Below are 21,116 nucleotides of genomic sequence, written 5' to 3'. Positions count from 1 at the left end.
TGACCGAACCATGGACAGTCTCATCGAATCCTCTTCACTGACCGACATCGAGCCGGACACCATTGCCGTCAGGCACGTCAATCTCTCGCTCGGCACCGGCGCGGCACGGGTCCATATCCTCAAGGATATCAGCCTTCGTGTGGCAGCGGGTGAGGCCATCGGCCTGATCGGCCCGTCGGGTTCGGGCAAGTCGACCTTGCTGATGGTGATGGCGGGGCTTGAACGTCCTGACAGCGGAGAAGTGGTCGTCGACGGCACGTCGTTCAATGCCCTCGATGAAGATGCGCTGGCGCGCTTCCGCGGCCGCCAGGTCGGCATCGTCTTCCAGTCGTTCCATCTGATCCCGACCATGACGGCGCTGGAGAACGTCGCCGTGCCGCTCGAGCTCGCAGGCAATCCCGATGCCGCCGCGCGCGCTGCGCAGGAGCTGCAATCGGTCGGGCTCGGCGAACGGCTGCACCACTATCCGACGCAGCTGTCCGGCGGCGAGCAGCAGCGCGTCGCGATCGCACGTGCGCTCGCGCCCGATCCCGCGATCCTGGTTGCCGACGAGCCGACCGGAAATCTCGACGAGACGACGGGAAAGCAGATCATAGACCTGCTCTTCACCAAGCACACCGAGCGCGGCATGACGCTGGTGCTGGTGACGCACGACCTCTCGCTCGCGCAGCGCTGCGATCGTGTGGTGCGCCTGCGCTCCGGCCGCATCGACGGACAATCCAAGACATGAGCTGTGCCATCACATGAGCATTGCGTCCGAAGTCGCGGGGCAAGTCCGTACCCAGGGCCGCGCGTCGTCGCTTGCCTTCCGTTACGCGCTGCGCGAATTGCGCGGCGGCCTGCGCGGATTCTACGTGTTCATCGCCTGCATCGCGCTCGGCGTGATGGCGATTGCCGGCGTCGGCTCGGTCGCCGCGAGCCTCGGCGACGGCCTGTCGCGCGAGGGCCGCACGCTGCTCGGCGGCGACGTCGCCTTCTCGCTGATCTCGCGCGAGGCCAAGCCCGACGAGGTCGCGTATCTGCGCACCCGCGGTGAGGTTTCGGTGGCGGCCACGCTGCGCGCGATGGCCCGCAGCGGCGACGGCAAGCTGGCGCTGGTCGAGCTCAAGGCAGTCGACGGAAAATATCCGATGCTCGGCGAGCTGACGCTTGAGCCGAACATGCCGATCACCGATCTGCTCGCCAAACGCGACGGGGTCTATGGCGCGGCCGCCGACTCCACCCTGTTGGCGCGGCTCGATCTGAAGCTCGGCGACCGCGTCACCATCGGCAGCGCGACCTACCAGATCCGCAGCGTGGTGGCGGCCGAGCCCGATAAGCTCGCCGGCGGCGTCGGCCTCGGCCCGCGCTTCCTGATCAGCGAAGCGAGCCTGCGCGCCACCGACCTGCTCCAGCCAGGCAGCCTGGTGCGCTGGATCTACCGGGTGAAGCTACCCGACGGCGCCAACGACGATCGCGCCACCACCGCGTTGATCGACGGCGCACGGGCTGCCGCGCCGGAGGCCGGCTGGGAAGTCCGCAGCCGCAACAACGCCTCGCCGCAGCTTGAACGCACCATCAACCGCTTCACCCAGTTCCTGACCCTGGTCGGCCTCGCCGCGCTGCTGGTCGGCGGCGTCGGCGTCGCCAACGCGGTGAAGAGCCATATCGACCGGCGCCGCGACGTCATCGCCGCGTTCAAGGCGCTCGGCGCCACCGGCCGCGACGTCTTCACGATCTACTGCACGCAAGTGGTGGTGCTGGCCGGGATCGGTTCGCTGATCGGGCTGGTGCTCGGCGCCGCGCTGCCCTTCGTCATCGTCGGCCTGTTCGGCAAGCTGCTGCCGCTGCCGGTGGTGCCGGCCCTGCATCCCGACGAGCTCGCGCTCTCCTTCCTCTACGGCCAGCTCACCGCGCTGGCGTTCGGGCTGTGGCCGCTCGGCCGGGTCCACGACGTGCCGGTCGCGGCGCTGTTCCGCGAGACCGTCGCCAGCGAATGGCACCGCCCGCGCTGGAGCTATCTTGCGCTGATGGCGGTGGTGGTCGCGCTCCTGATCGGGGTTGCGATCGGGCTCGCCTATGACAAGCGGGTCGCCGCCGTGTTCGTTGCCTCGTCGATCGCGGTGTTCCTGCTGCTGCGCGGGGTCGCCGAGATCCTGATGGCGGTGGCGCGCCGGCTGCCGCGCAGCCGCATGACCATGCTGCGGCTCGCAATCGCCAACATCCACCGCCCGGGCGCGCTGACGCCGTCGGTCGTGCTGTCGCTGGGCCTTGGCCTCGCGGTGCTCGTCACCATCACCCAGATCGACGGCAATCTGCGCCGGCAATTCCTGGCCGCATTGCCGGAGCGGGCGCCGTCGTTCTTCTTCATCGACATCCCCTCCACCGAAGCCGATCGCTTTGCCGCCTTCCTGTCGCGGATCGCTGCCGGCTCGACCGTCGAGGACGTGCCGATGCTGCGCGGGCGCATCGTCGCCGCGCGCGGCGTCAAGGCCGACCAGCTCAAGCCGTCGGTCGATTCGGAATGGGTGCTGCAAAGCGACCGCGGCCTGACCTACACCGGCGAAGTTCCCAAGGGCTCGAAGATCGTCGAGGGCGAATGGTGGGGACCGGACTACAGCGGACCTCCGCTGGTCTCGATGGAGAAGAAGATCGCCGACGGCCTGTCCTTGAAGATCGGCGACGAGATCGTGGTCAACGTGCTCGGCCGCGACGTGCCGGCCAAGATCGCCAATCTGCGCAACATCGACTGGCAAGGGCTCGGCATCAACTTCGTGCTGGTGTTCTCGCCGAATGCCTTCAAGGGCGCCCCGCATAGCCACGTCGCGACCCTGACGGAACCCCATGGTGACGGCCCCGATGATGCGCGCATCATCAAGCAGGTCGCCGACGCGTTCCCGATGGTGACCAGCGTGCGCGTCCGCGAGGCGCTGGAGACGGTCGGCACCGTCGTCAGCAACCTGGTGCTGGCGATCCGCGGCGCCAGCGCCGTGACGCTGATCTCGGCGATCCTGGTGCTGGGCGGCGCGCTCGCCGCCGGGCACCGCCACCGCGTCTATGACGCCGTGATCCTCAAGACGCTCGGCGCCACGCGGGTGCGATTGCTCGGTGCCTACACGCTGGAGTATCTGATGATCGGTTTTGCAACCGCAGTATTTGGGGTGATCGCCGGTTCGGTCGCGGCCTGGCTGATCGTGACGCGGCTGATGACGCTGAGTTTCATCTGGCAGGCCGGCAGCGCCGCGCTGGTCGTGGTCGCCGCGCTGGTCGTCACCGTCGGATTGGGGCTGGCCGGAACGCTGCTCGCGCTGAACCAGAAGCCGGCCTCGGTGTTGCGGAATTTGTGACAATTTGTAGCGGCGGCAGCGCCGTTTTGCCTATAAATGCTAGGCCAGAGCGACATTCGGCCGCGCGTGGAAGCTTGCGTCGGATGTGTTAATTTCCCACATACCAGTCAGGTCGGATGGTCGGCTTGAATGACACGGAATTAATATTCCGCAAACCGAGCCATCTGAGATAGATTTAAAACCGGCGCCGCAAATCCCTTGCGCTCCACCGGGACCAACCACGGGAATTCGACCATGTCGGACCTAGACCGCAACTACGCTTCTCCTTTCGGCCGGGCCGCCGGGCGCATTGACGCTGCGGCCGTCGACGCCGGTCTGCGCGCCTACATGCTGCGCATCTACAACTACATGAGCATCGGCCTGGCCATCACAGGCTTAGCCGCGCTCGGTGTCTACATGGGTGCGGTGACCACGGACCAGTCCGCCGCCGTCGCCAAGTTTGGCAACGCCTACCTGACGCAGTTCGGCTACGCGATGTTCGTGAGCCCGCTGAAGTGGCTGTTCATCCTCGCCCCTCTGGCGATGGTGTTCGTCATCTCGGCCGGCATCAACCGCCTGCAGCCCGCGACCGCCCAGCTGTTGTTCTGGGTATTCTCGGCGCTGATGGGCCTGTCGCTGTCGTCGATCTTCCTAGTGTACACGCACACCTCGATCGTGCGCGTGTTCTTCATCACCGCCGCGACGTTCGGTGCGCTGAGCCTCTACGGCTACACCACCAAGCGTGACATGAGCGGCATGGGCTCGTTCCTGTTCATGGGCCTGATCGGCATCATCATCGCGAGCCTGGTCAACCTATTCCTGGCGAGCTCGGCGCTGCAGTTCATCGTGTCGGTGGTCGGCGTGCTGGTGTTCGCGGGCCTCACCGCCTGGGATACCCAGCGGCTGAAGAACGACTACATCTATGGCTACGCCTCGCAGGGTGGCGTGATGGCAGAGCGTGCGGCAATCACTGGTGCGCTGTCGCTTTACCTGAACTTCATCAACCTGTTCACGCTGCTGCTGCAGCTGCTCGGCCAGCGCGACTAAGCGCCTCGCGCGAGACGATCGATCCAATCCAAGCCCCGGCCTTGCGGCCGGGGCTTTTCTTTTGCGCGGCGCAAAAATACTGTCGCGCCCATGTCCAATCCTGCGGGGTCCAATCCGGAAATCAGGCTAACCGTCGAGGCGGACCTGCCCTCGATCACGGCGATCTACGAGCACGCGGTGCGCTTCGGCACCGCAACCTTCGAGCTGATCCCGCCCGACCTGGCCGAGATGACCCGCCGCTACAGCGCGCTGATCGATGGCGGCTTCCCTTATTTCGTCGCCGTGCTCGACGGCCACGTCGCCGGCTATGCCTATGCCGGTCCCTACCGGCCGCGGCCGGCCTATCGCTTCACGGTCGAGAACTCGGTCTATCTGGACCCTGCGGTCCATCGCCGCGGCATCGGCCTCCGGCTGATGGAGCGCCTGATCGCCGAATGCGACGGACGTGGCTTCCGGCAGATGATCGCGGTGATCGGGGACTCGGCCAATGCCGGCTCGATCGGGCTGCACCGCCGCTGCGGATTTCAGATGATCGGGACGCACCCGAATGTCGGCCTGAAGTTCGGCCGCTGGCTCGACACCGTGATGATGCAGCGCGCGCTCGGCGAGGGCGCGGCGACGGTGCCGGCGGATTAGACGGCAATCCGTAACGCCTACACCTCCGTAGCACCTATACCAGCGACAGCTTGCGATCGATCACGAACAGCACCCGTTCGAGTTCGTGGCCGCGGCGCAGGATCAGGCCGGTCGCCGAAATCACGCTATACATGCCCTGCTTGCGCGCCAGCCGGGGATCCTTCTCGATCCGGTAGATCGGCATTTCGGATGCGCGCCGGAACACCGAGAACACGGCACGGTCCTTCAGGAAGTCGATCGCATAATCGCGCCACTCGCCATCTGCGACCATGCGGCCGTAGAGATTGAGAATGCGGTTGAGCTCAAGTCGGTTGAATGTCACGCGGTTGGGCTGAGGGGTCGCGGCGGCGGGACGCGCCGCGGCACGACTCCCACTCGGATCACTATCCTCCGAGATCAAACTCATCGAGCGCCTCCTGTCATCCCGGTGACGATCGGGTTCCGAAGGCCGGTGCCCCCCACTTCGGGATCGTCACGAGAGTGACATGATTGCGCTAAGCGCCGGAGCCTGCAAGGGGCCATTCGCCATGCAACCAGCCCTTAACCACGGCCAGGCGCGACGGATTGTCCGGAAAACCGAAGAGTCACGGGAACGTTAGAGGAATCATATTGCTGCCCCACTTCCGCCCATCGCCCGCCCCGCTGCCCTGCGAAAAGAAAATCCTGCGTTGGCCCGGTCCTTTCGGTTCCGGATTCCTCAGCCCCCAGCCCCCCGGGGCCGTCGGGATCGGGCCTGTTCGCAGGGGAGTCAAATCCCAACACACTGGGCCAACGAAAGTTGGTCCTTTTTGTTTTTGGGGCCCTGCTCGATTACGCGCGGTCAAGACGTGCGACGCCTCGGCGCTTCCCTCTCAGCAGATCACTGGATGCACGCGTGCCGGCGCGCGGAGAGCTTCACGACAACATCCGTGCGGCCCAACGACGCAAGTGACAGGGGCCGGCACCGCGTGGCGCTAGTGAAGCGAGGTGAATGCGGCGCCCAGCATCGGGCCCGGCTTGTCGCGATTGCCGTCCTGGACGTACACGGCCGCGGCATCGACGCCATCGCGCGTGATGTTCTCGAGCGGCACGGTCCAGCTCCCGGACGAGCCGTTCCAGTCGCCGACCTTCAGGAGATTGCGCACCACGTTGTGGTAGGTGATCTCGCGGCCGCGGTTCTCACCGCGCGCGATCGAGATCGGCACCGACTTCGAGATCGAGCAGATCCAGACTTCGCCGCGCGACACCGCGGGCGATTTCGATGCGGCCACCGACACGTTGATCTGCTTGCCGGTCAGCGTCAGCGTCACCGGCACCGACATCACGCCGCCGCTCTTCTCGGTGTCCTTGATAGCATCCTCGATGCCGGCGCGGTCGCTGCCGATCACATGGGCGGAGCCGTTGATCACGGCCTGCGGCGTGTAGACGTCGCGGTCGCCGCGCATATGCGAATAGGCTTTCTGGCGCGCGCTGAAACGGGAATCGGCCAGCGTGTCCTTCCAGCCGAGATAGTCCCAATAGTCGATCGGCATGCTCAGCGCGATGACGTTGGGGTCCTTCGCGAGGTCACCGATGATCTTGTCCGCGGGCGGACATGACGAGCATCCCTGCGAGGTGAAGAGTTCGACGACAGCACGCGGATCGGCGTGAGCGGGGCGGATGATCGCGACGATCGCGCAGAAACCAAGCGCGCTGGACCATCGCGAGATACAATTATAGGCGATCATCGCTGTCATACTGCGAACCAGTCGTGATGATTTCCATCCGTATTTGTACGGAGCATGAAGTTGTCCCTTGAACTTGCGTGCCCCAGAACGCGAGAAGGCGGCCTTGTCATAGGCCGCCTTCTTTTTAGCCGCTACTCACTAAGCAGTGAGGCACTGATCACAAATCCGCGCTAGGCCGCGAGCTTGCGCAGCACGTAATGCAGGATGCCGCCGTTGCGATAGTAGTCGAGCTCGTCCAGCGTATCGATGCGGCAGAGCAGCGGGACGTCCCGCTTGCCGCCGTCGGCGGAGCCGATTTCGGCCGTCAGCGTCTGGCGCGGCTTCAAATCGCCCTGCAGCCCGCGGATCGTGACCTTCTCGTCGCCCTTGAGGCCGAGCGAGGACCACGACGTGCCGTCCTGGAAGGTGAGCGGAAGCACACCCATGCCGACCAGGTTGGAGCGATGGATGCGCTCGAAGCTCTGGCAGATCACTGCGCGCACGCCGAGCAGGCGGGTGCCCTTCGCGGCCCAGTCGCGCGACGAGCCGTTGCCGTATTCGGCGCCGGCGAACACCACCAGCGGCACGTTCTCCTGCTGGTACTTCATCGCCGCGTCGTAGATCGACATCTGCTCGCCGTCGGGCCAGTGCTTGGTCAGACCGCCTTCCGGAATATTGCCGTCGGCGCCCTTGAGCATGAAGTTCTTGATGCGGATGTTGGCGAAGGTGCCGCGCATCATCACTTCATGGTTGCCGCGCCGCGTGCCGTACTGGTTGAAGTCGGCGGGGCGCACCTGGTGCTCGCTGAGGAACTTGCCGGCGGGCGAGGTCAGCTTGATCGAGCCGGCCGGCGAGATGTGGTCGGTGGTGATCTTGTCGCCGAACATCGCGAGGATCCGCGCGTCGACCACGTCGACGATCGGCTCCGGCTGCTTCTTCATGCCTTCGAAATAGGGCGGGTTCTGCACATAGGTCGAGCTCATGTTCCAGCGATAGGTCTCGCTTTCCGTGGTCTTGATCTTGCGCCAGTTGGTGTCGCCTTTGAATACGTCGGCGTACTTCTTCTTGAAGATCGTCGCGGTGACGTACTTCTTCATGAAGGCGTTGATCTCCTTGGCGGTGGGCCAGATGTCCTTGAGGAACACCGGCTTGCCGTCCTTGCCGATGCCGATCGGCTCGACCGCAAGATCCTTGGTCACGGTGCCGGCGAGCGCATGCGCGACCACCAGCGGCGGCGAGGCGAGGTAGTTCGCCTGCACGTCCGGCGAGACGCGGCCTTCGAAGTTGCGGTTGCCCGACAGCACGGCCGCAGCGACGATGCCGTTCTCGTTGATCGACTTCGAGATGTCTTCCGGCAGCGGGCCGGAATTGCCGATGCAGGTGGTGCAGCCGAAGCCGACCAGGTTGAAGCCGACCTTGTCGAGATCGGCCTGCAGGCCGGAATTGGCGAGATATTCCGCCACCACCTGGCTGCCCGGCGCGAGCGAGGTCTTCACCCACGGCTTGGCCTTCAGGCCCTTGGCGGCCGCCTTGCGCGCCAACAGGCCGGCGCCGATCAGCACGCTCGGGTTCGAGGTGTTGGTGCAGGAGGTGATCGCCGCGATCACGACATCGCCATGACCGAGATCGAAGTTGCGGCCCTCGACTGCGAAGCGCTTCTGCTCGCCATCGGGCTTCTTGTATTCGTTGACCAGCGCGGTGGCGAAACCGGTCGACACCGCCGGCAGCGCGATGCGGCCTTCGGGGCGCTTCGGTCCGGCCATCGACGGCACCACGTCGGCAAGGTCGAGCGTCAGCGTGGTGGTGAACACCGGATCGGCCGACTTGGCGGTGCGGAACAGGCCCTGCGCCTTGGCATAGGCCTGCACCAGCTTGACCCGATCGGCCTTGCGGCCCGAGGTCTTCAGGTAATCGATGGTCGCGGCATCGACCGGGAAGAAGCCGCAGGTCGCGCCGTATTCGGGCGCCATGTTGCCGATGGTCGCCTTGTCCGCGACCGACAGGAAATCGAGGCCCGGGCCGAAGAACTCGACGAACTTGCCGACCACGCCGAGCTTGCGCAGCATCTGGGTGACGGTCAGCACGAGGTCGGTCGCGGTGACGCCTTCCTTGAGCTGGCCCTTGAGCTTGAAGCCGACCACTTCCGGCAGCAGCATCGACAGCGGCTGGCCGAGCATGCAGGCTTCCGCCTCGATGCCGCCGACGCCCCAGCCGAGCACGGCGAGGCCGTTGACCATGGTGGTGTGCGAGTCGGTGCCGACGAGCGAGTCGGGATAGGCGACCTCGAAGGTGCCGGTCTTCTTGCCGACCGTCATCTTCTCCTTCTTGGTCCACACCGTCTGCGCGAGATATTCGAGATTGACCTGGTGGCAGATGCCGGTGCCGGGCGGCACCACCGAGAAGTTCGAGAATGCCTTCTGGCCCCACTTCAGGAACTCGTAGCGCTCCTGGTTCTGCTTGTATTCCTCGGTGACGTTCTTCGCGAACGCCTTGTTGTCACCGAAGAAGTTGACGATCACCGAGTGGTCGATGACCAGATCGACCGGCACCAGCGGGTTGATCTTCTCGGCGTCGCCGCCGAGGTTCTGCATCGCGTTGCGCATCGCCGCGAGATCGACCACGGCCGGAACGCCGGTGAAATCCTGCATCAGGACGCGCGCCGGGCGGAACGCGATTTCGTGCTCGAGCTGGCGCTTCTTCAGCCACTTCGAGACCGCAACGATGTCTTCCTTCTTGACGGTGCGGCCGTCCTCGTTGCGCAGCAGGTTCTCGAGCAGAACCTTCATCGAATACGGCAGCTTCGAAATACCCTTCAGTCCGTTCTTCTCTGCTTGGGGCAGGCTGTAATAGACGTAGGACTTGCCGCCGACCTTCATGGTCTTGCGGCATTTGAAGCTGTCGAGCGAGGTCATGCGAGGAATCCCAATTTTCAGTTATACCCGGCAAGGGTAACTAAACACCGGCGATCGACACGGGCCGAGGGGGTGGCCTGGATGGCTTGCGGCCGCCGATTGTGTGTGCTGCATCAAGTTCCGGGCTTATAGAACCTTTCTAGAAGCACCGCCACACCGACAAGCGTGCGACAGCGTTGCGCGACCCAAAAATTCTCACGCGGTAGCGAAAGATTTCAGAGGGCTGTGACAAGACGAACCATGCGGCTCTCGGGACGAAATCTGAAATGCGTGCGCGGCGGACGCGAGGTGTTTTCCAGCCTCGATCTGTCGGCGACGGCCGGAGAGGCGCTTGCCGTCACCGGGCCCAACGGCGCGGGCAAGACCTCGTTGCTGCGCGTCCTCGCCGGGCTCTTGGTCCCCGCCGAGGGCTCGATGGCGCTCGAAGGCGGCGACGCCGAGCTCAGCCTGCCCGAACAGGCCCACTATCTCGGCCACCGAGACGCACTGAAGCCGGCGCTGAGTGTCGCGGAAAATCTTTCCTTCTGGCGGGAATTCCTCGGCGGCGAGACGGAGGATGCTGGCCGCTGCCTAGCCGCCGTGGCGCTCGACCATGCCGCGCATCTTCCCGCCGCCTACCTCTCCGCCGGCCAGCGCCGCCGGCTGTCGATCGCGCGCCTGCTCTCGGTGCGGCGGCCGGTCTGGCTGCTGGACGAGCCGACATCGGCGCTCGATGCGGCCGGACAGGCGCTGTTCGTCGGCCTGATGCGCGACCATCTCGCGAGCGGCGGCCTGATCGTCGCCGCGACCCATCTGCCGCTAGGCATCGATGCGCGCGATTTGCGGATGGGAGGCGCGGCATGAGCAAGCTTTTCTATCTCTCGCCGCCGTGCGCAGCTCTCTCCGTCCCCTCCCCCCTTGCGGGGGAGGGTCAGGGAGAGGGGTGCCACACGACGTGCTCTCTCCGTCTATCTCTCCGCGACAGGTGGCCGAGATTGCATAACCGACCTTGCCGGCGAATATCTCGCCCGGGGCCACCCCTCTCCCCAGCCCTCCCCCGCAAGGGGGGAGGGAGCGCACTGGTTGCGCGGCACGACATCGGCTCGCACAGCGACTGCTGCGGAGGCGCGGCATGAGCGCGCTGGCCGCATTGATCCGCCGCGACATCAAGATCGCGCTGCGCGTCGGCGGCGGGGCGTTGATCGGCGTGCTGTTCTTCCTCACCGTCACCGTGCTGATGCCGTTCGCGGTCGGGCCCGATCTGGCGCTGCTGTCGCGGCTCGGCCCCGCCATCCTCTGGCTCGGCGCGCTGCTGGCGAGCCTGCTCACCCTCGACCGGCTGTTCACGGCCGACCACGAGGACGGCTCGCTCGACCTGATCGTGATGAGCCGGACGCCGCTGGAACTCGCCTGCGCGGCCAAGGCGCTGGCGCATTGGATCGCAGCCGGCCTGCCGCTGATCATCGCGACGCCGGTGCTCGGCCTGCTGCTCAATCTCGACGGCACGGCGACGCTTGCGGTCGCGGCGACCTTGCTGGCGGGAACTCCGGCGCTGACCTTCACCGGCATGATCGGCGCGGCATTGGCGGTGACGCTGCATCGCGGCGGGCTTTTGCTCGCCGTGCTGGTGCTGCCGCTGTCGATCCCGGTGCTGATCTTCGGCGTTGCCGCCTCGCAGGCGGCGATATCGGGGTCCCTGCCCTTTGGAACACCGTTCTCGATCCTCTGCGCGCTGTCACTTGCCAGCCTCGTGATCGGCCCGTTTGCCGCCGCCGCGAGCCTGCGGCACGGGCTGGACTGAAATTGGCCGGCAATATGAGCCCGATCAAATCTCGCCGAGAGAAATTCGGCCAATTGCCTGCGACACATCGGACGACTATCAGGGTGCCATGACGCTGACCGACCTCGCCAACCCGACCAAGTTCCTGGCGCTGACCGCGCGGATCCTGCCGTGGCTGGCGGGCGTGACCGCGATCCTGCTCGCGATCGGGCTCTACCAGTCGGCAATGGCGCCCGACGATTACCAGCAGGGCGCCACGGTCAAGATCATGTTCATCCACGTGCCGAATGCGTGGCTGTCGATGTTCGTCTGGGGCGTCATGAGCGTGGCCGCGCTCGGCACCCTGGTGTGGCGGCATCCGCTCGCCGACGTCGCCGCGAAAGCCGCAGCCCCGATCGGCGCCGCCTTCACCTTCCTTGCGCTGGTCACCGGCTCGCTGTGGGGCCGGCCGATGTGGGGCACCTATTGGGAGTGGGACGCGCGGCTGACCTCGGTCTTGATCCTGTTCCTGATGTATCTCGGCCTGATGGCGCTGTGGCGCGCGGTGGAGGACCCTTCGCGCGCGGCGCGGGCGGCAGCGGTCCTGACCCTGGTCGGCGCCATCAACATCCCGATCATCAAGTTCTCGGTCGACTGGTGGAATACGTTGCATCAGCCGGCCTCGGTGCTCCGGATGGGCGGATCGACACTCGACAAGGCGTTCCTGTGGCCGCTGCTGGTAATGGCGATCGCGTTTTCGCTGCTCTTCATCACCTTGCACCTGGCTGCAATGCGCAACGAGATCCTGCGCCGGCGCGTGCGCAGCTTGCAGATGATGCAAGCGAACCGCGTCTCGTTTACGAGCGAAGTGGGCACCGGTTCGCGTGACGGAAACGCGTCACAAGAAATTGGAGCGGCGTGACACGATGTCGCTTGGTCCCTACGCCTCTTTCATCGTGACGTCCTATGCGCTGGTCGCGGCGGTCGTGCTGCTCTTGATCATCTGGATCATCGCCGACTATCGCCGGCAACAGGCGCGCCTCAAGGAGATCGAGGCCAGCGGCATCACACGTCGCTCCGGCCGCAGCGCGGCGGATATAAGATGAGCGATCAGGCGACCAACAGCCCGCCGCAAGCCCGCCGCCTGCTGGTGGTGCTGCCGCTGGTGGTTTTCCTCGGGCTTGCCGGGCTGTTCCTGCTGCGGCTCTATGGCGGCGATCCCTCCAAAATTCCGTCGGCACTGATCGGCCGGCCGGCGCCGCAGACCGCGCTGCCCGCGCTCGATGGCCTCGTGAAGGACGGCGCGCCTGTCCCCGGTCTCGATCCCGCGGCCTTCAAGGGCAAGGTCTCAATCGTCAACGTCTGGGCGTCCTGGTGCGTGCCCTGCCATGACGAGGCGCCGCTGCTGACCGAGCTCGGCAAGGACAAGCGCTTCCAGATCATCGGCATCAACTACAAGGACTCGCCCGAGAACGCGCGGCGCTTCCTCGGCCGCTACGGCAACCCGTTCGGCATCGTCGGCGTCGACGGCAACGGCCGCGCCTCGATCGAGTGGGGCGTCTACGGCGTGCCTGAGACCTTCCTGGTCGGGCGCGAGGGCAAGATCGTCTACAAGCTGGTCGGCCCGGTGACGCCGGACAATGTCAACACTGTGCTCAAGGCCGAAATCGAGAAGGCGCTGCGCGCGGACAAGTAATCGCGTCACCCACACGCGAAGCGCGAACAGATCGCGCGCAAACCTGCGACAAAATAATTCGACACGTTTATCTGCGGTTCATTTCGCGGCCACCGCAACGCCACGAACGCAACCCCAACTCAGCAGCGTTGACATCAACGTTCCTCAGGAGGGGACATATGCGCAAGACCACGCTCGCTTCACTTCTCGCCACCGCGCTCACACTCGGCATGATCACGGCACCGCCGTCGATGGCCCAGACTCCGCAGCCGGCTGCGCCCGCCGCGAAGTCGGAGAGCAAGATGGCTCCCGCCCCGAAAGCCGCCACCCCTGACTTGAAGACGACGGGAATGGCGAAGGACGACCTGCTCGACATCAACAGCGCCAGCCCCGACCAGCTCGACGCGCTTCCTGGTGTCGGCAAGGCCTATTCGGCCGCGATCATCAAGGGCCGCCCCTACAAGGGCAAGGATGAACTGGTGCAGAAGAACATCCTGCCGCAGGCGACCTACGACAAGATCAAGGGCAAGATCGTCGCCAAGCAGAAGAGCTGAGCTCTGAAGAGTTGATCTCCGAAGCGTCGGACGCAGCGCGGCGCAATCGCCCGCGCTGCGTCCGGATTACTTTCTTAGATCGCCGGCGTCCGCCTCGCTGGTTTCCAGCGAGACCGGCTCCAGATGATAGCGCTTGGTCAGCGGCATCTGGGCGATGGCGAACACCATGGTCAGCGGCGTCACGCCGAACACCTTGAAGTTCACCCAGAAATCCGTGGTCTGCGTCCGCCAGACGATCTCGTTGAGAATAGCCATGCCGGCGAAGAACAGCGCCCAGCGCATGGTGAGGATGCGCCAGCCCTGCGGCGTCAGATTGAACATCTGGTCGAACATGACGGCGATGAAGGAGCGGCCGAACAGCAGTCCGCCGCCGAGCACGGCCGCGAACAGGCCGTAGATGATGGTCGGCTTGACCTTGATGAAGGTTTCGTCGTGCAGCACCAGGGTCAGGGTGCCGAACACCAGCACGACCGCGCCGGTCACCAGCGCCATGATCGGCACGTGCCTGGTCACCACATAGGATGCGATCATGGCAGCTACTATCGCGACCATGAACGCGCCTGTCGCGAAGAATAAATGGTATTTGGCGTTCGCGATGAAGAACACGAGCAGCGGCCCGAGCTCGGTCGCAAGCTTGAACAGCGGATGTGGCTGGGTCTTGTCCATCAATTCAGTCCATTGAACCCGTGTCTTGGCCATCCTTCGAGACGGCGCTCCGCGCCTCCTCTGGATGACGACCCTTCGTATCCCACCGCCATCCTGAGGAGGCGCGCACCAGCGCGCGTCTCGAAGGATGAATTATTCGATCCCGGCAATCGCCTTGGCAAAATCCTTCGCCGTGAAGGGCGCGAGGTCCTCGACGCCTTCGCCGACGCCGACGAAATGTACCGGCAGCTTGTGCTTCTCCGACAGCGCGACAAGGATGCCGCCGCGTGCGGTGCCGTCAAGCTTGGTCATCACGAGGCCGGTGACGCCTGCCGTACGATGAAACGCCTCGACCTGCGACAGCGCATTTTGTCCCACCGTGGCGTCGAGCACGAGCAGCACCGCATGCGGCGCCGACGCATCGACCTTCTTGATGACGCGCACGACCTTTTCGAGCTCGTTCATCAGCTCGGATTTGTTCTGCAGCCGGCCGGCGGTGTCGATCAGCAGCACGTCGCGCGCCTGCTCCCTTGCCGCGGTCAGCGCGCTGAAGGCGAGGCTGGCCGAATCCGAGCCCTGGGCCCCGGCAATGACCGGCGACTTGGTGCGCTCGCCCCAGACCTTGAGCTGCTCGATCGCCGCGGCACGGAAGGTATCGCCGGCGGCCAGCATGACCTTGCGGCCATCGGCGGAGAATTTCGCGGCCAGCTTGCCGATCGTCGTGGTCTTGCCGGAGCCGTTGACGCCGACGACCAGGATGACGAAGGGTCGCTTCGACGCATCGATTTCGAGCGGCTTCGCCACCGGCGCCAGCACCTTCTCGACTTCGGTCGCAACCACCTCCTTGACCTCATCGGCCGAGATCGCCTTGTCGTAGCGGCCCTTGCCGACCGCCTCCGCGATCCGCACCGAGACCTCGGTACCGAGGTCGGCGCGCAGCAGCACCTCCTCGATATCATCGAGCATGGCTCGGTCGAGCTTGCGCTTGGTGACGAGATCGGCGACGGCCGTGCCGAGCGCGCCCGAGGTGCGCTTGAGGCCGCCTTTCAGCCGCTGCCACCAGCTCTGTTTTGGAGTTCCTGCAGTGGTATCGTTCATGGCGCGGACGTGTTAGCCGTTTCGGCCCATAAACGAAAGTCTCGACGAATTGATCGATGTTCCCCAATTGACCGCGGAAGAAATCTTAGGCCGGGTGCTCCACCGCGACGGGCTGATGCTGGTCATCGACAAGCCAGCGGGCCTGCCGGTGCATCGCGGCCCCAAGGGCGGCCCCAATCTGGAGGCCTCGTTCGACGCGTTGCGGTTCGGCCTGCCGCGGCCGCCGGTGCTGGCGCATCGGCTGGACAAGGACACCTCCGGCTGCCTCGTCCTGGGACGCCATCGCAAGGCGACCGCCTCGCTCGGGCTGCTGTTCAAGCACAGCAAGATCGCAAAGACCTATTGGACCGTGGTCGAGGGCGGCCCCACCGAGGACGAAGGCACCATCGACATGCCGCTCGGCCGGCTCAACGCCGAGCGCGGCTGGTGGCAGAAGCCGGATCCGGATGGCCAGAAGGCCATCACCAACTGGAAGGTGCTGGGACGCGGCGACGGCCTTGCCTGGCTCGCGATGGAGCCGGTCACCGGCCGCACCCATCAGCTCCGGGTGCATTCAGCGGCGATGGGCTGGCCGATCGTCGGCGACAACATCTATGGGAATGGCCCGCGCTTCGGCGAGCCGACCCTGCATCTGCATTCCCGCGAAATCGGCATCCCGATCTCCAGGAACAAGGAGCCGGTGCATGTCGTCGCGCCGGCGCCGGTGCACATGCGGGAGCGGCTCAAGGCCTGCGGCTGGAACGGCGAATAGAGCGTTTTCCAGCGAAGTGGATACCGGTTCGCGTAAAGAAAACGGGTCAAAAACGTAGGGCTTCCTCCGGGATTCTACTGATCATTATCCTTACGAAACGTTCAGGTCCGCCCGCTAAAGCTGCAAACCGGCTTAGAACAAGCAATCGGGACGGGCTCAGGACGAGCAATGCTGACTGCCGGGCAGGCAATTGTCGACGAGGTCGAGGCTGCGATACGCGCTGGCTCCGCCGAAAGATGCATCGCCACGGCGAGGCGCGTCACCGACCTGTTTCTCCACTCCGCCGGTAGCTTCAACAGCGAGCAGATCGAACTGTTCGACAATGTGCTCGAACGGCTGGTCAAGACCATCGAGCTGCGCGCACTCGCCGAGATCAGCGCCCGGATGGCGCTTGCCGAGATGAGCGAGCAGCTCGCGCCGGTCGCGCAGGCGCCGCCCGCGATCGTTCGCCGCCTCGCCAAAAACGACGAGATCCGGATCGCGCGGCCGATGCTGCAGGAATCCTCGCGCCTGAGTGCCGAGGACCTGGTCGAGATCGCGCAGACCAAGAGCGAGCAGCATCTGCTCGCCGTCGCCGGCCGCTGGTGGCTCAAGGACGCCGTCACCGACGCGCTTCTGGCTCGTCGCTTTGCGAGCGTGAGCCACCGCCTCGTCACCAATCCCGGCGCCAAGGTATCGCCGGGCGGATTTGCCGTGATCCTCGCTCAGGCCGAGCACGATCCGACCCTCGCAGTCGAGACCGGCATCCGCGCGGACCTGCCGGCGGAGCTCCGTCTTAAGCTCCTGCGCCAGGCAACGGAAGAGGTTCGCGGCCGTTTGCTGGAACGCGCCCCGCCGTATCTGTACGAGGAAATCCGGCACGCGATCGCCGCAGTCGCCGCCGGCGTCGAGCGCGAGATGTCGCAGGTCCGCGATTTCACCGCAGCCAAGCGCCACGTCGCGAAGCTGAAGGACAGCGGCGAGCTCGACGAGGCCGCCCTGCTCGGCTTCGCCAGGCAGCGAAAATATGAAGAGACCGTTGTTGCGCTGGCGTATCTCGCGCAGTCGAACATCGAGGTGATCCGCTCCCTGATGCAAAGCCTGCGCAGTGAAGGCCTTTTGGTGCCGTGCCGGGCGGCAGGCCTGAGCTGGGCGACCACCGCCGCGGTGATGGAATGCCGCTATGCGACCGGCTCCATGGGCGCCGTTGAGCTCGCCCACGCGAAGAGCCAGTTCACCAAGATGACCCGCGGCAACGCCGACCGCCTGTTGCGGTTCTGGCAGGTTCGCGCGTCACAGCCGTCAAGGCCCGGCGGCCGCGCGCACTGAGTGCGTCATGCGCGATGGCGCGACGGATTTCGATTTCAACCTGTCAGTGATGTGTCGGAACAGGTGTCAGCCATGTCTCCGGTCTAAACAGCATGCGGGTGATCCAGTATCCCAGAGATGTCGCTGCTTGAGCCGAGAGGCCGCGGCTGCTTCTCCCGGCGTCGTCCCTGCGAAAGCAGGGACCCATACTCCGCGGCGGGTATTGTGAACGGCATCGCGGCCCCAGCATCGCACAACAATTCTCATTTGGGGTAATGGGTCCTGGCTTTCGCCAGGACGACACGGAATGTGTTGCGCCGGTGGCGAGTCATACTTCCGCATTCTCGCGACATTCGCTCGAGCTTTGCATCTCTTGTGTCGCCCTCTCATCTTCGGTGGGCACAGGGACGATTCCATTTCCGTCATCCTGAGGGGCGAGCGGAGCGAGCCTCGAAGGATCGACGGCCACCAGCCGGGCCGTGCATCCTTTGAGGCGTGCGTACCGCGCTCCTCCAGCGACAAAGGCAAAGCCTTTACGCGGGGATGACGGGGATGGAGTCGGGGTGAGCGTCTCAGCGGTCCTTTGCAACGAGCCGCGCGCCGTCATGGCCCGTCATGGCGAGCCGCCGCACCATACCCGGCACATCGTCATCGATCGCAACCGGCAGGAAATGCTCCGTGCGGCCCTGCCTGTCGCTCTCGATCAGCACCTCGCGCGTCGCGCCGACTTCCGCAGCAAGCCGCCGCACCAGCGCGGCTTCGCCGGCTGCGCGCAGCCGCTTGGCGCGCTCCCTGATCGTCCCGCCCTCGACCTGCGGCATCCGCGCCGCCGGCGTGCCCGGACGCTTCGAATAGGGAAACACATGCAGGAAGGTGAGATCGCATTCCGCGACCAGATCGAGCGAGCGCGCAAACATCTCCTCAGACTCGGTCGGGAAGCCCGCAATGATGTCGGCGCCTAGCGCGATGTCCGGCCGCAGCCGGCGGACCTGCGCGCAGAAATCGATCGCGTCCCGGCGTGAATGCCGGCGCTTCATCCGCTTCAGGATCAAGTCGTCGCCGGACTGCAACGACAGATGCAGATGCGGCATCAGCCGCGCGTCGTCGGCGATTACGTCGAGCAGATCGCGATCGGCCTCGATCGAATCGATCGAGGAGATGCGCAGCCGCTTCAGCTCGGGCACATGGCGCAGGATCTGCCGGGTCAACTGGCCGAGCTTCGGCGTACCCGGGAGATCGCCGCCATAGCTCGTGAGATCGACGCCGGTCAGCACGATCTCGGCATGGCCACGCTCGACCAGCGTGCGGACCTGATCGACCACCGCGCCCATCGGCACCGAACGCGAATTGCCGCGGCCATAGGGAATGATGCAGAAGGTGCAGCGATGATCGCAGCCGTTCTGCACCTGCACGAACACCCGCGGCAGGCCGCGCTCGAAGCCGTCGAGCAGATGCGGCGCCATCTCCGTCACCGCCATGATGTCAGCGACCGCGACCTTCTCGCTTGCGCCGATGTCGAAAGCGGCACGCGTCGCCTGCCAGGCTGCGCCGCGCATCTTCTCGTCATTGCCGACGACGCGGTCGACCTCGGCCATCTCGGCGAACATCTCGGCTTGCGTCTGCGCTGCGCAGCCGGTGACGACGATGCGCGCGGCCGGGCGTTCACGCTTCAACTTGCGGATCGACTGCCGGGCCTGCGCCACCGCCTCATTGGTGACGGCGCAGCTGTTGATGACGATGGTGTCGGTGAGGCCGGCATGCTCCGCCTCGCGGCGAATCACCTCGGATTCGAACGCGTTGAGGCGGCAACCAAAGGTGACGATTTCGACGCCCATCATCGATCCCGCGCCCGATCAGGCGACGCTGGCGAACAGCGCCGGATCGAAGCGGCCCTCATACTCGAAATCGGCGGTGCCGGTCATCAGCACGTGATCGTCGCGCTCGCGCCACTCGATGCCGAGCTTGCCGCCGGGCAGCGTGATCTCGACCATCCGGTTGGCGCGCTTCAGCCGCGCCGCCGCAACCGCGGTCGCGCAAGCCGCCGAGCCGCAGGCCCTGGTGAGGCCGGCGCCGCGCTCCCAGGTGCGGATCGTGATGTGGTCGCGATCGACGATATAAGCGAGCGTGATGTTGGCGCGCTCCGGGAAGATCGGATGGTTTTCCAGGAGCGGCCCGAAACGTTCGAGGTCGTAGGCATTGACGTCATCGACCCAGAAGACCGCGTGCGGATTGCCCATCGAGACCACCGAGGGCGAATGCAGCACCGGATTGTCGATCGGCCCGACCTGCAGCTCGATGTAGCGGGTGTCGCGAAATTCCTCAGCCAGCGGAATGTCCTGCCAGCCGAACTTCGGCGCGCCCATGTCGACGGTGTAGAGATCGGGCGCCGGCCCCTGCCAGCAATTGAGCAGGCCGGCGCGGGTCTGGAAGGTCGCCGATGTCTGGCCGGTCTTCTCGAAGATCCGCCGCACCACGCAGCGCATGCCGTTGCCGCAGGCCCCGGCCTCCGAGCCGTCATTGTTGTAGATCGAGATGAACGCTTCGGTGCCGTCGAGCCGCGGCGGCTGCAGCACCATCAGCTGGTCATAGGGCACGCCAGCCGGCGAGGCCACCGCGCGCGCTTCTTCCGCCGACACCTGTGCTTTGGAATCCCGCAGGTCGACGACGACGATCTCGTTGCCGATGCCGTTCATCTTGGCGAATGCGTGATTGGCGAGCGCGCTCATCGATTTTCCCAAATTCCGCCCGGTTATATGGCGAGTGGTGGCCAGATGGCTAGTGCGGCGAATTTGAAGCTCCTACGGTGGCTCCGCAGGGTTCTGTAGGAGCTTCAAATTCGAAACCGCACTTAGAAGCAATTGTTTGCTGGTGCTCCTCTAATTCCGAAGTTCGCACAGTTTCTGCCGCACTCGCCTGCGAACTTCGGAATTGGAGCACCAGTCAGAATGGCCCTATGACACATCTGTCATGGGACGAATGCAGAACTCGCGTGTTAGGAATATCGCACCTCAGGGACCGCGCGCGCCGGGACAGATCGAGCGGCCGTTTGAGGAAGGGGATGGAGAATACCGAATGAACCGTATCAACACGCTCCGCGCGGCCCTGGTCGCGCTGCTCCCTTTGGCCGCGATCACCCTGGCAAGCCCGGCGCCTGCCCAGTCGCCGTCAGCCTCGCCCGCTCCGGCGGCAAGCCCGAACCCAACTCCCGCGCCTGCGCCATCGGCAACGCCGGTACCCCCGCCGGCCGAGACCAAGTCGCCGGCCGACAGCCCGGCCGCATCGCAGTCCCCGACGCCGCCGCCGGCCGCCCCGGTGCAGACCGCCGACCCGTTCGGCGAGCCGTTCACGCTGGAACCGAAGAAGGTCGTGATGCTGAAGGGCACGGCCAACTGGGATTCGGCCTTCGACGCGCTGATCGAGGCGTTCAAGCAGCTCACCGCGCTGCTCGACAAGGACGGCGTCAAGGCAACGGGCAATCCGATGATCGTCTACACCTCGACCGACGACACCGGCTTCACCTTCATCGCCGAAATCCCGGTCGACCAGGACGTCAAGAACCTCGGCAACAACATGAGCATGGGCAATTCGCCCGACGGCAAGGCGCTGAAATTCGTCCATCGCGGGTCCTACGACAACATGGACAACACCTATGAGGCGATCACCAATCACCTCGACGACAAGAAGCTCGAAGCCAAGGACACCTTTATCGAGGAATACATCACCGATCCGCTGAAGACCGCCGAAGACAAGCTTGTGATCAACGTCTACGTACCCCTGAAGTGA

Annotated in this window: 20 protein-coding genes; 13 read left to right on the top strand and 7 right to left on the bottom strand. The window is 65.2% G+C overall.

Annotation, left to right across the window (positions count from 1 at the left end):
* The first annotated feature begins 10 nt into the window (after positions 1–10).
* The 4 genes from ACVW1C_RS20660 (at position 11) to ACVW1C_RS20645 (ending at position 4,988) form a co-directional block, all read left to right on the top strand.
* Positions 11–730, top strand: a complete 720-nt coding sequence (locus ACVW1C_RS20660; RefSeq protein ID WP_456759982.1) for an ABC transporter ATP-binding protein — start codon at positions 11–13, stop codon at positions 728–730.
* A gap of 13 nt (positions 731–743) precedes the next feature.
* Positions 744–3,326: an ABC transporter permease gene (locus ACVW1C_RS20655; RefSeq protein ID WP_456759981.1), complete on the top strand. Its 2,583-nt coding sequence runs from the start codon at positions 744–746 to the stop codon at positions 3,324–3,326.
* A gap of 234 nt (positions 3,327–3,560) precedes the next feature.
* The gene (locus ACVW1C_RS20650) at positions 3,561–4,352 is read left to right on the top strand and encodes a Bax inhibitor-1/YccA family protein (protein WP_021078796.1); all 792 of its coding nucleotides are present in this window, start codon (positions 3,561–3,563) and stop codon (positions 4,350–4,352) included.
* A 90-nt stretch (positions 4,353–4,442) separates the two neighbouring features.
* Positions 4,443–4,988, top strand: coding sequence for a GNAT family N-acetyltransferase (locus ACVW1C_RS20645; RefSeq protein WP_176534358.1), 546 nt, complete (start codon positions 4,443–4,445; stop codon positions 4,986–4,988).
* Positions 4,989–5,022: 34 nt separating this feature from the next.
* Here ACVW1C_RS20645 and ACVW1C_RS20640 read toward each other — a convergent pair whose 3' ends face one another.
* The 3 genes from ACVW1C_RS20640 to acnA all read right to left on the bottom strand — a co-directional run bounded on the left by ACVW1C_RS20640 (position 5,023) and on the right by acnA (position 9,585).
* A complete protein-coding gene (locus tag ACVW1C_RS20640) occupies positions 5,023–5,394 on the bottom strand; it encodes a DUF2794 domain-containing protein (protein ID WP_456759980.1) in 372 nt (123 codons plus the stop codon).
* Positions 5,395–5,941: 547 nt separating this feature from the next.
* Positions 5,942–6,703: a DUF1223 domain-containing protein gene (locus ACVW1C_RS20635; RefSeq protein WP_456759979.1), complete on the bottom strand. Its 762-nt coding sequence runs from the start codon at positions 6,701–6,703 to the stop codon at positions 5,942–5,944.
* 161 nt (positions 6,704–6,864) lie between these two features.
* The gene (gene acnA, locus ACVW1C_RS20630; protein ID WP_456759978.1) at positions 6,865–9,585 is read right to left on the bottom strand and encodes an aconitate hydratase AcnA; all 2,721 of its coding nucleotides are present in this window, start codon (positions 9,583–9,585) and stop codon (positions 6,865–6,867) included.
* A gap of 240 nt (positions 9,586–9,825) precedes the next feature.
* Here acnA and ccmA point away from each other — a divergent pair, with 240 nt between their 5' ends.
* The 6 genes from ccmA (at position 9,826) to ACVW1C_RS20600 (ending at position 13,552) form a co-directional block, all read left to right on the top strand.
* Positions 9,826–10,428: a heme ABC exporter ATP-binding protein CcmA gene (gene ccmA, locus ACVW1C_RS20625; RefSeq protein ID WP_456759977.1), complete on the top strand. Its 603-nt coding sequence runs from the start codon at positions 9,826–9,828 to the stop codon at positions 10,426–10,428.
* A gap of 268 nt (positions 10,429–10,696) precedes the next feature.
* Positions 10,697–11,365: a heme exporter protein CcmB gene (gene ccmB / locus ACVW1C_RS20620; RefSeq protein ID WP_173639644.1), complete on the top strand. Its 669-nt coding sequence runs from the start codon at positions 10,697–10,699 to the stop codon at positions 11,363–11,365.
* Positions 11,366–11,453: 88 nt separating this feature from the next.
* Positions 11,454–12,245: a heme ABC transporter permease gene (locus ACVW1C_RS20615; protein ID WP_456759976.1), complete on the top strand. Its 792-nt coding sequence runs from the start codon at positions 11,454–11,456 to the stop codon at positions 12,243–12,245.
* A 4-nt stretch (positions 12,246–12,249) separates the two neighbouring features.
* Positions 12,250–12,429, top strand: a complete 180-nt coding sequence (gene ccmD / locus ACVW1C_RS20610; protein WP_456759975.1) for a heme exporter protein CcmD — start codon at positions 12,250–12,252, stop codon at positions 12,427–12,429.
* Positions 12,426–13,019, top strand: coding sequence for a DsbE family thiol:disulfide interchange protein (locus tag ACVW1C_RS20605; RefSeq protein WP_456759974.1), 594 nt, complete (start codon positions 12,426–12,428; stop codon positions 13,017–13,019). Before ccmD ends, ACVW1C_RS20605 begins: the two co-directional genes overlap by 4 nt.
* A 158-nt stretch (positions 13,020–13,177) precedes the next feature.
* Positions 13,178–13,552: a helix-hairpin-helix domain-containing protein gene (locus tag ACVW1C_RS20600; protein WP_456759973.1), complete on the top strand. Its 375-nt coding sequence runs from the start codon at positions 13,178–13,180 to the stop codon at positions 13,550–13,552.
* 66 nt (positions 13,553–13,618) lie between these two features.
* Here ACVW1C_RS20600 and ACVW1C_RS20595 read toward each other — a convergent pair whose 3' ends face one another.
* Positions 13,619–14,218, bottom strand: a complete 600-nt coding sequence (locus ACVW1C_RS20595; protein ID WP_173639649.1) for a septation protein A — start codon at positions 14,216–14,218, stop codon at positions 13,619–13,621.
* 132 nt (positions 14,219–14,350) lie between these two features.
* Positions 14,351–15,295 (bottom strand): signal recognition particle-docking protein FtsY, encoded by a 945-nt coding sequence (gene ftsY, locus ACVW1C_RS20590; RefSeq protein ID WP_456759972.1) that lies wholly within the window; start codon positions 15,293–15,295, stop codon positions 14,351–14,353.
* Positions 15,296–15,344: 49 nt separating this feature from the next.
* Here ftsY and ACVW1C_RS20585 point away from each other — a divergent pair, with 49 nt between their 5' ends.
* On the top strand, positions 15,345–16,046 hold the full coding sequence (locus ACVW1C_RS20585; RefSeq protein WP_456759971.1) for an RluA family pseudouridine synthase: 702 nt from the start codon (positions 15,345–15,347) through the stop codon (positions 16,044–16,046).
* 168 nt (positions 16,047–16,214) lie between these two features.
* A complete protein-coding gene (locus tag ACVW1C_RS20580) occupies positions 16,215–17,354 on the top strand; it encodes a DUF2336 domain-containing protein (RefSeq protein ID WP_456759970.1) in 1,140 nt (379 codons plus the stop codon).
* A 551-nt stretch (positions 17,355–17,905) separates the two neighbouring features.
* On the opposite strand, the gene mtaB is transcribed toward ACVW1C_RS20580, so the two are convergent.
* Positions 17,906–19,168: a tRNA (N(6)-L-threonylcarbamoyladenosine(37)-C(2))-methylthiotransferase MtaB gene (mtaB, locus tag ACVW1C_RS20575; protein ID WP_456763126.1), complete on the bottom strand. Its 1,263-nt coding sequence runs from the start codon at positions 19,166–19,168 to the stop codon at positions 17,906–17,908.
* Positions 19,169–19,186: 18 nt separating this feature from the next.
* Positions 19,187–20,059 carry a diaminopimelate epimerase gene (dapF, locus tag ACVW1C_RS20570; RefSeq protein ID WP_456759969.1) on the bottom strand — a complete coding sequence of 291 codons (873 nt, stop codon included), beginning with the start codon at positions 20,057–20,059 and terminating at the stop codon, positions 19,187–19,189.
* 346 nt (positions 20,060–20,405) lie between these two features.
* On the opposite strand from dapF, the gene ACVW1C_RS20565 reads away from it, so the two are divergent.
* The gene (locus ACVW1C_RS20565; protein ID WP_456759968.1) at positions 20,406–21,116 is read left to right on the top strand and encodes a GyrI-like domain-containing protein; all 711 of its coding nucleotides are present in this window, start codon (positions 20,406–20,408) and stop codon (positions 21,114–21,116) included.

Source organism: Bradyrhizobium sp. USDA 4011, assembly GCF_054063415.1.
Note: the sequence above shows the minus strand (reverse complement) of the source record. Positions and strands in the feature narration are given on the sequence as shown.

Coding starts and splice junctions, on each gene's coding strand:
- ACVW1C_RS20605 (WP_456759974.1), top strand. CDS start 12,426: ATGAGCGATCAGGCGACCAACAGCCCGCCGCAAGCCCGCCGCCTGCTG.
- ccmA (WP_456759977.1), top strand. CDS start 9,826: ATGCGGCTCTCGGGACGAAATCTGAAATGCGTGCGCGGCGGACGCGAG.
- ACVW1C_RS20660 (WP_456759982.1), top strand. CDS start 11: ATGGACAGTCTCATCGAATCCTCTTCACTGACCGACATCGAGCCGGAC.
- ftsY (WP_456759972.1), bottom strand. CDS start 15,295: ATGAACGATACCACTGCAGGAACTCCAAAACAGAGCTGGTGGCAGCGG.
- ACVW1C_RS20640 (WP_456759980.1), bottom strand. CDS start 5,394: ATGAGTTTGATCTCGGAGGATAGTGATCCGAGTGGGAGTCGTGCCGCG.
- ccmB (WP_173639644.1), top strand. CDS start 10,697: ATGAGCGCGCTGGCCGCATTGATCCGCCGCGACATCAAGATCGCGCTG.
- ACVW1C_RS20615 (WP_456759976.1), top strand. CDS start 11,454: ATGACGCTGACCGACCTCGCCAACCCGACCAAGTTCCTGGCGCTGACC.
- ACVW1C_RS20600 (WP_456759973.1), top strand. CDS start 13,178: ATGCGCAAGACCACGCTCGCTTCACTTCTCGCCACCGCGCTCACACTC.
- dapF (WP_456759969.1), bottom strand. CDS start 20,059: ATGAGCGCGCTCGCCAATCACGCATTCGCCAAGATGAACGGCATCGGC.
- mtaB (WP_456763126.1), bottom strand. CDS start 19,168: ATGGGCGTCGAAATCGTCACCTTTGGTTGCCGCCTCAACGCGTTCGAA.
- ACVW1C_RS20565 (WP_456759968.1), top strand. CDS start 20,406: ATGAACCGTATCAACACGCTCCGCGCGGCCCTGGTCGCGCTGCTCCCT.
- ACVW1C_RS20645 (WP_176534358.1), top strand. CDS start 4,443: ATGTCCAATCCTGCGGGGTCCAATCCGGAAATCAGGCTAACCGTCGAG.
- ACVW1C_RS20580 (WP_456759970.1), top strand. CDS start 16,215: ATGCTGACTGCCGGGCAGGCAATTGTCGACGAGGTCGAGGCTGCGATA.
- ACVW1C_RS20635 (WP_456759979.1), bottom strand. CDS start 6,703: ATGACAGCGATGATCGCCTATAATTGTATCTCGCGATGGTCCAGCGCG.
- ACVW1C_RS20650 (WP_021078796.1), top strand. CDS start 3,561: ATGTCGGACCTAGACCGCAACTACGCTTCTCCTTTCGGCCGGGCCGCC.
- ccmD (WP_456759975.1), top strand. CDS start 12,250: ATGTCGCTTGGTCCCTACGCCTCTTTCATCGTGACGTCCTATGCGCTG.
- acnA (WP_456759978.1), bottom strand. CDS start 9,585: ATGACCTCGCTCGACAGCTTCAAATGCCGCAAGACCATGAAGGTCGGC.
- ACVW1C_RS20655 (WP_456759981.1), top strand. CDS start 744: ATGAGCATTGCGTCCGAAGTCGCGGGGCAAGTCCGTACCCAGGGCCGC.
- ACVW1C_RS20595 (WP_173639649.1), bottom strand. CDS start 14,218: ATGGACAAGACCCAGCCACATCCGCTGTTCAAGCTTGCGACCGAGCTC.